General features: G+C 42.0%; 10 protein-coding genes. All 10 read left to right on the forward strand.

The window, feature by feature from the left end:
• Nucleotides 1-134: 134 nt before the first annotated feature.
• The 10 genes from JQ843_RS00005 to JQ843_RS00050 all read left to right on the forward strand — a co-directional run bounded on the left by JQ843_RS00005 (nucleotide 135) and on the right by JQ843_RS00050 (nucleotide 12,646).
• Nucleotides 135-2,780 carry an alpha-mannosidase gene (locus tag JQ843_RS00005; protein WP_203212586.1) on the forward strand — a complete coding sequence of 882 codons (2,646 nt, stop codon included), beginning with the start codon at nucleotides 135-137 and terminating at the stop codon, nucleotides 2,778-2,780.
• Nucleotides 2,781-2,862: 82 nt separating this feature from the next.
• A complete protein-coding gene (locus JQ843_RS00010) occupies nucleotides 2,863-3,732 on the forward strand; it encodes an ROK family protein (protein ID WP_203212691.1) in 870 nt (289 codons plus the stop codon).
• Nucleotides 3,726-5,606: a beta-N-acetylhexosaminidase gene (locus JQ843_RS00015; protein WP_203212587.1), complete on the forward strand. Its 1,881-nt coding sequence runs from the start codon at nucleotides 3,726-3,728 to the stop codon at nucleotides 5,604-5,606. Before JQ843_RS00010 ends, JQ843_RS00015 begins: the two co-directional genes overlap by 7 nt.
• Nucleotides 5,607-5,815: 209 nt before the next feature.
• Entirely contained in the window at nucleotides 5,816-6,745 is a 930-nt protein-coding gene (locus JQ843_RS00020) for an ABC transporter permease (protein WP_004254906.1), read from the forward strand.
• A 13-nt stretch (nucleotides 6,746-6,758) separates the two neighbouring features.
• Nucleotides 6,759-7,682, forward strand: coding sequence for a carbohydrate ABC transporter permease (locus tag JQ843_RS00025; RefSeq protein ID WP_000818353.1), 924 nt, complete (start codon nucleotides 6,759-6,761; stop codon nucleotides 7,680-7,682).
• A gap of 104 nt (nucleotides 7,683-7,786) precedes the next feature.
• The gene (locus tag JQ843_RS00030) at nucleotides 7,787-9,271 is read left to right on the forward strand and encodes an ABC transporter substrate-binding protein (protein WP_000800391.1); all 1,485 of its coding nucleotides are present in this window, start codon (nucleotides 7,787-7,789) and stop codon (nucleotides 9,269-9,271) included.
• 232 nt (nucleotides 9,272-9,503) lie between these two features.
• Nucleotides 9,504-10,193 carry a CPBP family intramembrane glutamic endopeptidase gene (locus JQ843_RS00035; RefSeq protein ID WP_203212588.1) on the forward strand — a complete coding sequence of 230 codons (690 nt, stop codon included), beginning with the start codon at nucleotides 9,504-9,506 and terminating at the stop codon, nucleotides 10,191-10,193.
• A 55-nt stretch (nucleotides 10,194-10,248) separates the two neighbouring features.
• Nucleotides 10,249-10,545, forward strand: a complete 297-nt coding sequence (locus tag JQ843_RS00040; RefSeq protein ID WP_203212589.1) for a bacteriocin immunity protein — start codon at nucleotides 10,249-10,251, stop codon at nucleotides 10,543-10,545.
• A gap of 132 nt (nucleotides 10,546-10,677) precedes the next feature.
• The gene (trhO, locus tag JQ843_RS00045) at nucleotides 10,678-11,664 is read left to right on the forward strand and encodes an oxygen-dependent tRNA uridine(34) hydroxylase TrhO (RefSeq protein ID WP_153210241.1); all 987 of its coding nucleotides are present in this window, start codon (nucleotides 10,678-10,680) and stop codon (nucleotides 11,662-11,664) included.
• A gap of 121 nt (nucleotides 11,665-11,785) precedes the next feature.
• Nucleotides 11,786-12,646 carry a DUF4299 family protein gene (locus JQ843_RS00050; RefSeq protein WP_203212590.1) on the forward strand — a complete coding sequence of 287 codons (861 nt, stop codon included), beginning with the start codon at nucleotides 11,786-11,788 and terminating at the stop codon, nucleotides 12,644-12,646.
• The last annotated feature ends 12 nt before the right edge of the window (nucleotides 12,647-12,658 follow it).

A 12,658-nucleotide genomic window follows, 5' to 3' on the forward strand; every position in this document is an offset into this window, starting at 1 on the left:
GCTTCCTAGTTTGCTCTTTGATTTTCATTGAGTATAAGGAGCTCGCTTTCGCTTCACTGATTCTTGTCAGAATCACAAATTTACATTTAAAACGTTAACAATAAAAATTTAAATTTAGAATGAGGTTTTACTTCATGGAAAATGTTGTCGTACATATTATCTCACATAGTCACTGGGATCGTGAGTGGTACTTGCCTTTTGAAAGCCACCGTATGCAGTTGGTGGAATTATTTGACAATCTCTTTGATCTCTTTGAAAATGACCCTGAGTTCAAGAGCTTCCACTTGGATGGTCAAACTATTGTCCTTGATGACTACTTGGAGATTCGCCCTGAAAATCGCGACAAAGTCCAACGATACATCGACGAAGGAAAATTGAAAATTGGTCCTTTTTACATCTTGCAAGATGACTACTTGATTTCAAGTGAAGCAAATGTCCGTAATACTCTTATCGGTCAGCAGGAGGCTGCAAAATGGGGCAAATCAACTCAGGTTGGTTACTTCCCAGATACCTTTGGAAATATGGGGCAAGCGCCTCAAATCCTTCAAAAATCAGGCATTCATGTGGCCGCTTTTGGTCGTGGTGTGAAGCCGATTGGATTTGACAACCAAGTACTCGAAGATGAGCAGTTTACATCCCAGTTTTCAGAAATGTACTGGCAGGGTGCGGATGGTAGTCGTGTCCTGGGGATTCTCTTTGCCAACTGGTACAGTAACGGGAATGAGATTCCAGTGGATAAAGACGAGGCCTTGACCTTCTGGAAACAAAAATTGGCAGACGTGCGTGACTACGCTTCTACCAACCAATGGTTGATGATGAACGGTTGTGACCACCAGCCTGTCCAGAAAAATCTGAGCGAAGCCATTCGTGTGGCAAATGAACTCTTCCCAGATGTGACCTTTGTTCATAGTTCTTTTGATGAATATGTTCAAGCCGTGGAAGGTGCGCTTCCTGAACACTTATCAACAGTTACAGGCGAGTTGACCAGTCAGGAAACAGACGGCTGGTACACGCTTGCTAACACTTCTTCATCTCGTATTTATCTCAAACAAGCCTTCCAAGAAAATAGCAATCTCCTAGAGCAAGTTGTAGAACCCTTGACGATTATCACTGGGGGCCATAACCACAAGGACCAGTTGACCTATGCTTGGAAAACTCTTTTGCAGAATGCGCCGCATGATAGCATCTGTGGCTGTAGCGTGGACGAAGTTCACCGCGAGATGGAAACTCGTTTTGCCAAGGTCCACCAAGTTGGAAACTTTGTTAAGAGCAATCTTCTTAACGAGTGGAAGGGAAAAATCGCTACGGCTAAGGCTCAAAGTGACTATCTCTTTACTGTCATTAACACAGGCTTGCATGATAAGGTTGATACTGTCAGCACAGTGATTGATGTAGCGACTTGTGATTTCAAGGAATTGCATCCAACAGAAGGCTACAAGAAGATGGCTGCTCTTACCTTGCCAAGTTACCGTGTAGAGGACTTGGATGGTCGTCCTGTAGAGGCTAAAATCGAAGATTTGGGAGCTAATTTTGAGTATGATTTACCAAAAGACAAGTTCCGCCAAGCTCGTATTGCTCGACAAGTGCGCGTGACAATTCCAGTTCACCTAGCACCGCTTTCTTGGACAACTTTTCAATTGCTGGAAGGAGAACAAGAACACCGTGAAGGCATTTACCAAAACGGGGTGATTGATACACCATTTGTAACGGTAAGTGTGGATGACAATATCACAGTTTATGACAAGACAACTCACGAAGCCTATGAAGATTTTATCCGCTTCGAGGACCGTGGGGACATCGGAAACGAGTATATCTATTTCCAACCAAAAGGAACAGAGCCAATCTATGCAGAGCTTAAGGGCTATGAGGTCTTGGAAAACACAGCTCGCTATGCTAAGATTTTGCTCAAACATGAGTTGACCGTGCCTGTCAGCGCAGATGAAAAACTAGAAGAAGAGCAAAAAGGTATCATCGAGTTTATGAAGCGTGAAGCTGGACGTTCAGAAGAGTTGACAAGCATTCCTCTGGAAACTGAGATGACTGTCTTTGTTGACAATCCACAAATCCGTTGCAAGACTCGCTTTACCAACACTGCCAAAGATCACCGTATCCGTCTCTTGGTCAAGACTCATAACACGCGTCCAAGCAATGATTCTGAAAGCATCTATGAGGTGGTGACACGACCAAACAAACCAGCTGCTTCGTGGGAAAATCCTGAAAATCCTCAACACCAACAGGCCTTTGTCAGTCTGTATGACGATGAAAAAGGGGTGACTGTATCCAACAAGGGATTGAATGAATACGAAATCCTTGGGGACGACACCATTGCAGTGACGATTTTGCGTGCATCAGGTGAGCTGGGTGACTGGGGCTACTTTCCAACACCAGAAGCTCAGTGTTTGCGTGAGTTTGAAGTTGAGTTTGCGCTTGAATGCCACCAAGCCCAAGAACGCTTCTCAGCTTTCCGTCGTGCTAAAGCCTTGCAGACACCATTTACAGCTCTTCAAGTTGCAAAACAAGAGGGTAGCGTGGCTGCGACTGGTAGCCTCTTGAATCATTCTGTTCTCAACATACCGCAAATCTGTCCAACAGCCTTTAAGGTAGCTGAAAATGAAGAAGGCTATGTGCTTCGTTACTACAATATGTGTAGTGAAAATGTACGTGTACCGGAAAGTCAACATCTCTTCCTTGACCTACTTGAACGACCATACCCCGTTCATAGAGGCCTCATTTCACCACAAGAGATTCGTACAGAATTCATCAAAAAAGAAGAAATTTAATTTCAAAAAGTAAACATAAAAGAAAGGAGGGGCGAAAAAGTAAGAACTAACTGCTGATTCGCCCCTTTTTATGGTAAAAACAATGACCATTGCAACGATTGATATCGGAGGGACTGGGATTAAGTTTGCTAGTCTGACTCCTGATGGAAAAATACTAGATAAGACAAGTATCCCAACACCAGAAAATTTGGAGGATTTACTAGTTTGGTTAGATCAACGCTTGTCAGAGCAGGATTATAGCGGGATTGCTATGAGCGTTCCAGGCGCGGTCAATCAAGAGACAGGTGTGATTGATGGCTTCAGTGCAGTACCCTACATTCACGGATTTTCTTGGTATGAGGCGCTTAGCTCTTATCAGATTCCTATCCATCTGGAAAATGATGCTAACTGCGTTGGACTCAGTGAATTGCTGGCTCATCCAGAACTTGAAAATGCAGCCTGTGTCGTGATTGGGACAGGGATTGGCGGAGCCATGATTATCAATGGTAGACTTCATCGAGGTCGCCACGGTCTGGGTGGAGAATTTGGCTACATGACAACTCTTGCCCCTGCTGAAAAGCTCAACAACTGGTCGCAACTAGCGTCAACTGGAAATATGGTGCGCTACGTGATTGAAAAATCTGGTCAGACTGACTGGGACGGTCGCAAGATTTACCAAGAGGCCGAAGCAGGAAATACCCTTTGTCAAGAAGCTATTGAGCGCATGAACCGCAATCTGGCGCAAGGCTTGCTCAATATTCAGTATCTGATTGATCCAGATGTCATTAGTCTGGGAGGCTCTATAAGTCAAAATCCAGACTTCATCCAAGGGGTCAAAAAAGCTGTCGATGATTTTGTAGAAACTTACGAAGAATACACGGTTGCACCCGTTATCCAAGCCTGTACTTATCATGCAGATGCCAATCTCTACGGTGCCCTTGTCAACTGGCTACAGGAGGAAAACCAATGGTAAGATTTACAGGACTTAGTCCCAAACAAACTCAGGCAATCGACTTGCTGACAAAGCATATCTCTTTACCAGATGTGGAAGTAGCTGTTGCCCAGTCTGACCAAGCGTCTATCTCTATCAAGGGTGAGGGTGGCCACTATCAACTAACTTACCGCAAACCCCACCAACTTTATCGTGCCTTGTCCTTGTTGGCAACGGCTCTAGCAGAAGGTGACAAGGTAGAGATTGAAGAACAAGCAGCTTATGAAGATTTGGCTTATATGGCAGACTGTTCCAGAAATGCAGTTTTGAATGTAGCCTCTGCCAAGCAGATGATTGAGGTATTGGCTCTCATGGGCTACTCAACCTTTGAGCTTTACATGGAAGACACCTACCAGATTGAGGGGCAACCATACTTTGGTTACTTCCGTGGGGCTTATTCAGCAGAAGAGTTGCAGGAAATCGAAGCCTATGCCCAGCAGTTTGACATGACCTTTGTGCCCTGCATCCAGACCTTGGCCCACTTGTCAGCCTTTGTCAAATGGGGTGTCAAGGAAGTGCAGGAGCTCCGTGATGTGGAGGATATTCTTCTCATTGGCGAAGAAAAGGTTTATAACCTGATTGATGGCATGTTTGCGACTCTATCTAAACTGCAAACTCGCAAGGTCAATATCGGGATGGACGAAGCCCACTTGGTTGGTTTGGGACGCTACTTGATTCTGAACGGTGTGGTGGATCGCAGTCTCCTCATGTGCCAACACTTGGAGCGCGTGCTGGATATTGCTGACAAGTATGGTTTCCACTGTCAGATGTGGAGCGATATGTTCTTTAAACTCATGTCAGCGGATGGTCAGTACGATCGTGACGTGGAAATTCCAGAGGAAACGCGTGTTTACCTCGACCGGCTTAAAGACCGAGTGACTTTGGTTTATTGGGACTATTATCAGGATAGCGAGGAAAAATACAATCGCAACTTCTGCAACCACCACAAGATTAGCCATGACCTTGCCTTTGCAGGTGGTGCTTGGAAGTGGATTGGTTTCACACCCAACAACCATTTCAGCCGTCTCATCGCTATTGAAGCTAATAAAGCCTGTCGTTCCAATGATATCAAAGAAGTCATTGTAACGGGTTGGGGGGATAATGGTGGTGAAACTGCCCAGTTTTCTATTCTCCCAAGCTTGCAAATCTGGGCTGAACTCAGCTATCGCAATGACCTAGACCATTTGTCTGCTCATTTCCAGACTAATACTGGTCTATCGGTTGAGGACTTTATGCAGATTGACCTAGCTAATCTCTTGCCAGACCTACCGGGTAATCTCAGCGGGATCAATCCTAACCGCTATGTCTTTTATCAGGATATTCTCTGTCCGATCCTTGATCGACACATGACACCTGAACAGGACAAACCGCACTTCGCTCAGGCTGCTGAGACGCTTGCTAACATTAAAGAAAAAGCTGGCAACTATGCCTACCTCTTTGAAACTCAGGCCCAGTTGAATCAGATTTTAAGTAGCAAAGTCGATGTGGGACGGCGCATTCGTCAGGCTTACCAAGAAGGTGATAAAGAAAGCCTGCAAGAAATTGCCAGACAAGAATTACCAGAACTCAGAAGCCAAATTGAAGACTTCCATGCTCTCTTTAGCAACCAATGGCTGAAAGAAAACAAGGTCTTTGGCTTGGACACAGTTGATATCCGTATGGGCGGACTCTTGCAACGCATCAAGCGAGCAGAAAGCCGCATCGAGGCTTATCTAGCTGGTCAGATTGACCGCATCGATGAGTTAGAAGTGGAAATCTTACCATTTACAGACTTCTACGCAGACAAGGACTTCGCAGCCACAACAGCCAACCAGTGGCATACCATTGCGACAGCTTCAACCATTTATACAACCTAAAAACAAGAACACCTTGCCTTGAGCAGAGTGTTTCTCGTGAAACATCCCTTTCTTAAAAAAGTACTCCACATAAAATAATTTGTGGAGTTTTTTCTATAATTAGTAGTTTAACCTAACCTTCAAATAGGAGTATACTAATAATGTAATCGTTATCAAAAGTCTAAAAAGGAATTTTTAGATGGATATCAAAATAAAAAGGGGAGGAAATTATGAATAAGTTTTCAAAAACCTTGAGAGACAACTGGATCTTTCTCTTGATGGTTTTGCCAGGGGCACTCTGGTTGATTCTATTCTTCTACATTCCAGTATTTGGGAACGTGGTTGCCTTTAAAGACTACCACATGACCAGTAATGGATTTATAGATAGTATCGTGAATAGTAAATGGGTCGGACTCGATAATTTCAGATTCTTGTTTAGTTCAAAAGACGCCTTTATCATCACTCGAAATACTGTCCTCTACAATCTCGGCTTTATCTTTATCGGTTTGATTGTATCTGTAGGGATTGCTATCATCCTAAGTGAACTCCGTTCTAAGAGAATGGTTAAGATTTTCCAAACTTCTATGTTGTTCCCTTACTTCTTGTCTTGGGTTATCATCAGTTTCTTTACAGATGCCTTCCTAAACATTGATAAAGGGGTATTCAACCATTTCCTAGAATCTATCGGAATGAAGGAAGTCAATTTCTACGCTGACTTGGGCATCTGGCCTTATCTCCTACTTTTCCTTGGTATTTGGAAAGGCTTTGGATATAGCAGTGTCATGTACTATGCGACAATCATGGGAATTGATCCAACCTACTACGAAGCAGCGACAGTGGACGGGGCTAGCAAATGGCAACGAATTCGCAATGTAACTATTCCGCAGTTGACACCATTGGTAACTGTATTGACCATCCTTGCAGTCGGAAACATCTTCCGTGCAGACTTTGGTCTCTTCTACCAAATCCCTCACAATGCTGGTCAGCTTTATAATGTAACCAACGTCTTGGACGTATATGTTTATAACGGTTTGACTCAGACAGCGGATATCGGGATGGCTTCAGCAGCAGGTCTCTACCAATCAGTTGTCGGCTTGATTCTGGTTATCCTATCAAACTTACTGGCAAGACGAGTTGATCCAAACTCAGCCTTGTTCTAGAAAGGAGGAGAATATGGCAGAAAAGAAAATTAAAAAAGAAAAAATTGATAATGTCGGCATTCACTCCTTCAGTAAGAAAGCAGATATCTTCTTTAGTACCATTTCTGGTTTGGTTGCCCTTTCTTGTATCCTACCTTTTGTATTCGTTATCGTTATTTCGGTGACAGATGAAAAGAGTATCCTCCAAAATGGATATAGCTTCTTCCCATCTCAATTTGGATTAGACGGTTTTGAGTTTTTGGCACAGTTTAAGGATAAAATCCTCCAAGCCCTCTTCATCTCAGTCTTTGTAACAGTGGTGGGGACTATCACAAACGTTTTTATCACAACAACTTATGCCTACGCTATTTCACGGACAACCTTTAAGTATCGCAGATTCTTTACGATTTTTGCCCTTCTTAGTATGTTGTTTAACGCGGGTTTGGTACCGGGCTATATCGTGGTAACTCGTTTACTTCAACTTGGTGATACAGTTTGGGCCTTGATTGTTCCAATGCTTCTCTCACCATTTAACATCATCTTGATGCGTTCCTTCTTCAAGAAGACCATTCCAGAAGCTATTCTAGAATCCGCTCGTATCGATGGTGCTAGTGAGGCCCGGATCTTCTTCCAAATCTGTTTGCCATTGTCACTACCAGGTATCGCAACCATCACGCTCTTAACAGCTCTTGGTTTCTGGAATGACTGGTTCAACGCCCTTCTTTATATCAAGAGTGACAACTTGTATCCATTGCAATATTTGCTCATGCAAATCCAACAAAATATGGACTACATCGCCAAAGCAGTCGGCCTGTCTGGTCAACTGGGAGTTGCTCTACCGAAAGAAACAGGACGTATGGCCATGGTTGTGGTTGCAACCCTTCCAATCGCGATTTTGTATCCATTCTTCCAACGCTACTTTGTAAAAGGTTTGACTATCGGTGGTGTGAAAGAATAGTGCTTGTTGAGAAAAATCATTTCTCATTTCCAAACTTCCCTTGCGTGAAGTTAAGATCATTACATTGTTTATAAGTTTAAAAATAAAAAAAAGGAGTTTTTGTCATGAAAAACTGGAAAAAATATGCTTTTGCATCTGCTAGCGTAGTCGCTTTGGCTGCTGGTCTCGCTGCTTGTGGAAACCTTTCAGGTAACAGTAAAAAAGCTGCTGACTCAGCTTCAGGTGAAAAAACTGTTATCAAAATGTACCAAATCGGTGACAAACCAGATAACTTAGATGAATTGCTAGAAAATGCTAACAAAATCATCGGTGAAAAAGTTGGTGCTAAATTGGATATCCAATATCTTGGATGGGGTGACTATGATAAGAAAATGTCAGTTATCACATCATCTGGTGAAAACTACGATATCGCCTTTGCATCTAACTATGTTGTAAATGCTCAAAAAGGTGCCTATGCTGACTTGACTGACTTGTATAAGAAAGAAGGAGCAGAGCTTTATAAAGCACTTGACCCAGCTTACATCAAAGGTAACAGCATTAACGGTAAAATTTACGCAGTTCCAGTTGCAGCCAACGTTGCATCATCTCAAAACTTCGCCTTCAACGGAACTCTCCTTGCTAAATACGGTATCGATATTTCAGGTGTCACTTCATATGAAACACTTGAACCAGTCTTGAAACAAATCAAAGAAAAAGCTCCAGATGTAGTGCCATTTGCGGTTACTAAGAACTTCATCCCATCTGATAACTTTGACTACCCAGTTCCAAATGGACTTCCATTCGTTATCGACCTTGAAGGGGACACTACTAAGATCGTAAACCGTTACGAAGTGCCTCGCTTTAAAGAACACTTGAAGACTCTTCACAAATTCTATGAAGCTGGCTACATTCCAAAAGACGTAGCAACAAGCGATACTTCATTTGACCTTCAACAAGATACTTGGTTCGTTCGTGAAGAAACAGTAGGACCAGCTGACTACGGTAACAGCTTGCTTTCACGTGTTGCAAACAAAGACATCCAAATCAAACCAATCACTAACTTCATCAAGAAAAACCAAACAACACAAGTTGCTAACTTTGTTATCTCAAACAACTCTAAGAACAAAGAAAAATCAATGGAAGTGTTGAACCTCTTGAACACTAACCCAGAACTCTTGAATGGTCTTGTTTATGGTCCAGAAGGCAAGAACTGGGAAAAAATTCCAGGTAAAGAAAACCGTGTTAAAGTCCTTGATGGCTACAAAGGAAACACTCACATGGGTGGATGGAACACTGGTAACAACTGGATCCTTTACATCAACGAAAACGTTACAGACCAACAAATCGAAGATTCTAAGAAACAATTGGCTGAAGCTAAAGAATCTCCAGCACTTGGATTCATCTTTAACACTGACAATGTGAAATCTGAAATCTCAGCAATCTCTAACACAATGCAACAATTCGATACAGCTATCAACACTGGTACTGTAGACCCAGATAAAGCTATTCCAGAATTGATGGAAAAATTGAAATCTGAAGGTGCTTACGATAAAGTATTGAACGAAATGCAAAAACAATATGATGAATTCTTGAAAAACAAAAAATCATAAGATCAATTGATTTCGTGTATTCATTCCTAATTCCTAAAAATTGAATCACTGTTTTCCTCAGGCTTATCTGGGGGAGGCAGTGATTTTTTGAAACGAGAGCATAGATATCTGTGTTTTCTTATCGCTGTTTAACCATTCAGGAAATCTCAAATACCATTTAGGATTTGGAGTAAGGATTTAGGAAAATATAGCTTATATTAGAGATGTCTCGAGTTTACAAAGGAGAGTTCATATGAAGAAGTATCAACTTCTATTCAAAATTAGTGCAGTTTTCTCTTACCTATTTTTCGTATTTGGTCTTTCTCAGCTGACGCTTATTGTTCAAAATTATTGGCAATTTTCTTCCCAGATTGGCAATTTCGTCTGGATTCAAAATATCTTGAGTTTGCTATTTAGCGGAGTCATGATTTGGATTCTGGTTAAGACAGGGCACGGCTATCTTTTTCGCATTCCGAGAAAAAAATGGCTTTGGTATTCGATTTTGACAGTATTAGTGGTAGTGCTCCAGATCTCTTTTAACGTTCAGACAGCTAAACATGTTCAATCAACTGCTGAAGGTTGGGCTGTATTGATCGGTTATAGTGGGACCAACTTTGCTGAGCTAGGTATCTATATAACTTTGTTCTTCCTGACTCCACTTATGGAAGAGCTAATCTATAGAGGATTACTGCAACACGCCTTTTTTAAGCATTCGAGATTTGGCCTTGATTTGCTTCTTCCGTCAATTTTATTTGCTCTTCCTCATTTTTCAAGCCTGCCTAGTTTGTTAGATATCTTCGTCTTTGCAACATCTGGCATCATCTTTGCTAGTTTGACCCGCTATACCAAGAGCATTTATCCATCCTATGCGGTGCATGTGATTAATAATATTTTCGCAACATTACCATTTTTGCTGACTTTTTTACAGAGGGTGTTTGGGTAAATACTGGCGCGAGAGTTAGGAATGATAGCTTTTAAACTTAAGGAGGAAAATAAGTATGACACCATTAAAATGGTTTGCTGGAGGAAGCGAAAGACGTTGTGAAGCCATGACTATCATAAATCATCTTTTGGAAGATATAAAGGATACGCCTCAACTGACTCCCTTGAAAAATCTGTTAGTGAGTTATAAAAGACGATTAGAGAACGATGGGACCTCTACTCCATTTATTTTGAGTCAAATGAATGTTGACATCTCACGTGTGTTGATTGATAATAAGTTGATGTTATCAGAAAATCAAGCCGATCAGATCAAAAAATTGAGAGAATTATCAGCTATTCGCTATGGCTACTGATGAAGTACAGGGATAGGACTCTTTCTATAAATTTCCAGTCAAATAAATTGCATTCGTTTTCTTAAGCAGGTATACTAGTATAGTTAGATGAAAAATTCTGAAAATTTAAGAATAGAAAAGAGAACAAATCTTATGGCAAAAGATATTCGTGTCTTACTTTACTACCTTTATACTCCAATTGAAAATGCAGAGCAATTTGCTGCAGACCACTTGGCTTTCTGTAAATCAATCGGCCTTAAAGGCCGTATCCTAGTCGCTGACGAAGGAATTAACGGAACAGTTTCAGGGGATTATGAAACAACTCAAAAATACATGGACTACGTTCACAGCCTCCCAGGCATGGAAGACCTCTGGTTTAAGATTGACGAAGAAAGTGAACAAGCCTTCAAGAAGATGTTCGTTCGCTACAAGAAAGAGATTGTCCACCTTGGTTTGGAAGACAACGACTTTGACAACGACATCAACCCACTTGAAACAACAGGTGCCTACTTGTCTCCAAAAGAGTTCAAAGAAGCTCTTCTTGACGAAGATACCGTTGTCCTTGACACACGTAACGATTATGAGTACGACCTAGGACACTTCCGTGGGGCTATTCGCCCAGATATCCGCAACTTCCGTGAGTTGCCACAATGGGTCCGTGATAACAAGGAAAAATTCATGGACAAGCGTGTCGTAGTTTACTGTACAGGTGGCGTTCGCTGTGAGAAATTCTCAGGCTGGATGGTCCGTGAAGGCTATAAAGATGTCGGTCAATTGCACGGAGGAATCGCTACTTACGGTAAAGACCCAGAAGTTCAAGGTGAGCTTTGGGATGGGAAAATGTACGTCTTTGACGAGCGTATTGCCGTAGATGTTAACCATGTCAACCCAACTATCGTAGGGAAAGACTGGTTTGATGGAACACCATGTGAACGTTATGTCAACTGTGGAAATCCATTCTGTAACCGTCGTATCTTGACATCAGAAGAAAATGAAGACAAGTACCTTCGTGGATGCTCACACGAGTGCCGTGTTCACCCACGTAACCGCTATGTTTCAGAACATGAATTGACACAAGCTGAAGTTGTCGAGCGCCTAGCCGCTATCGGTGAAAGCTTGGATCAAGTAGCTACTGTATAAGATTAAACAGTCCTTAGGGGCTGTTTTTCTATGCTTTTTACTCAAAAATCTAAAGTTTGTTTCTGTATCTTTCAGGAAAATAAGGTATACTATATGTAAACGATTTCAAAGGAGTCCAGTTATGACGAAAACATTTTTTATTCCAAATAAACAGAGTATTTTAGGAGAACAGGAAATTTTGACTGCCAAGTCCATCTTGGCCTTGGTAGATGGTTTGGAGTCACATAGCTATGATGCCGTCTATCTCCGTCAGCCTCTCAACCGTCTTGAGTATATCGAGTGTGCGATAGTGGGGCAATCACAATTTCTTTTTAAGGTCAGTTATGCTGATGGTCAAAAGGCTTACCGTGTCGATCTTCCTGACCTACTCACGAAGACAGACTGGCAGATTATCAAATCATTTTTAGATGCTCTGCTTGCTTATACAGGAACTGAGATTGAAGGACTAGATGGTTTTGATTTTGAAGCGTATTTCCAGGCAAGTATCCAAGCCCATCTAGCAGATACTGCAGCTCGTTTTACGATTTGCCAAGGAATTTTTAATCCTGTTTTCTTTAGTCATGAGGACTTGAAAAGCTTTTTAGAGGCAGATGGTTTGGCACAGTTTGAAGCACGTGTACGTGCAGTTCAAGAGACAGATGCTTACTTTGCAAGAGTTTCCTTCTATCAGGATGGAGAAGGACAAGTTCACGGTGTTTACCATCTGGCTCAAGGAGTCAAGACTGTTTTACCGAGAGAACCATTTGTTCCTGCTTCCTATATTGAGCAATTGCTGGATAAGGAAGTTCAGTGGGAGATTGACTTGGTTCAAATTACAGGAGACGGCTCTAAACCAGAAGACTATGAAGCCATTGCCCGCTTGGACTATGCAAAATTCCTAGAGTCATTACCATCAGCATCTTACCACCAATTAGATGCCAATCAATTAGAAGTGCAACCAATCTTAGACAAAGATTTTAAAGCATTAGCACAAGAAGAGTAAAGCAGGTCAAGT

The sequence above is a fragment of the Streptococcus mitis genome (genome assembly GCF_905187495.1).
GTDB lineage: Bacteria > Bacillota > Bacilli > Lactobacillales > Streptococcaceae > Streptococcus > Streptococcus mitis_CU.